This is a genomic window from Streptomyces sp. NPDC022910, assembly GCF_055561075.1.
This window is the reverse complement of the sequence record NZ_JBVHHL010000185.1, coordinates 1-1,119: the sequence shown is the minus strand read 5'-3', so window position 1 is coordinate 1,119 and position 1,119 is coordinate 1. Positions and strand designations below refer to the sequence as shown.

At 64.0% G+C, this 1,119-nt stretch carries 1 protein-coding gene; it reads left to right on the top strand.

The annotated features are described in order from the left end of the window. The first annotated feature begins 396 nt into the window (after positions 1-396). Complete coding sequence (locus tag ACZ3TS_RS43055) at positions 397-585, top strand: hypothetical protein (protein ID WP_467628741.1); 189 nt, start codon at positions 397-399, stop codon at positions 583-585. Positions 586-1,119: the final 534 nt, after the last annotated feature.

The following is a 1,119-nucleotide window of genomic DNA, read 5'->3' as shown; positions in this document are numbered from 1 at the left end:
CACCGGCCGAATACGAAGCCACCTACTACCGGACAACCAAGAAACCCCAGGCCACAACCACGATCTAGAGTCTCCGACCTACCCGGGGCGGTTCAGCCCAGTCCTTGAGCGGCTCCTATTGGACGCCCACGAGACCGCAGTTACGCAGGAGACGGCGCAGGCCTTGCTCGAACGGAGGGACCTGGCCGGTCTGCGCGCGGTGCTGGCGGCGCTGTCGCGGGCCGAGGAGTGGTGGACCGCCGACCAGCTCGACGGCGAGGTGTTCGGCTAACAGAGTTGGATGATCGCCGACGACCGGACGGACGAGTTCGTGGACCAGCTTGTGAGACTCGCCGCCGACCAGGACAAAGGAGTCCGTGACGAAGCCCTGCGGCAGTCACGGCCTGGGGAGCAGCCATGAATAAGCGTCGGTACGTAGCCAGAGGCGTGCCTGGCGGCTACCGGATCTGGGACAACCGAGGGCGCCGATGGTGGGGCGATCTCTACGAGCTGTGTCCCGATCTTCTACTGGTCGAGCTGAACGGCGCGGCCGACAGCGAAAAGATCACGGCTCTGCTCAAACAGTACCGAGCCCAGAAGCGGTAGCGGCAGCCGGGGCCGTCTCCGGGCCGTCGGAGGCGAACCAACGTTGACAGACCATGACAGCCGATCACCACATCGGTGCTGGTCAGAAAGACACCGCAAGGAAGAGCCCCAGGTCAGAGACTTGGCGCGTCACTTCCAGAAGAACTGACGATAGCCTGGCCGATTCAACGGGGACGTCCGCGGCCGGATGCGGTGCTACGCACAGGCGACCAGCCCGCAGGTTCGGGATTGGGCCCGCTGTAGGTATTGATGGCCAAGTACCGCGTATCAGGCTGCGGCAGCCGAGCTATCAGATCCGACGGCGGCTGTACCCCGGAACTGATTGCATCGACGAAGCACACCGCGTCGGCGGGGTTGAACCCTCCGCCGGCACGGCGTACAGCCTTGAGCGCATCGAACCGGCGTCCTAGACCAATCAGCCGCTCAACCTCGGCGTCCAGCTGAGGTGCCCCGAAGTTTCCGGACAGGGACCCAATAGGATCTCTACGTAAGGAAACGAGAGGCAAGACGTGGCACCACCCAGTAAGTACTCGC

Excerpts from the sequence above, each read along its gene's own strand:
- ACZ3TS_RS43055 (WP_467628741.1), top strand. The coding sequence starts at position 397 with ATGAATAAGCGTCGGTACGTAGCCAGAGGCGTGCCTGGCGGCTACCGG.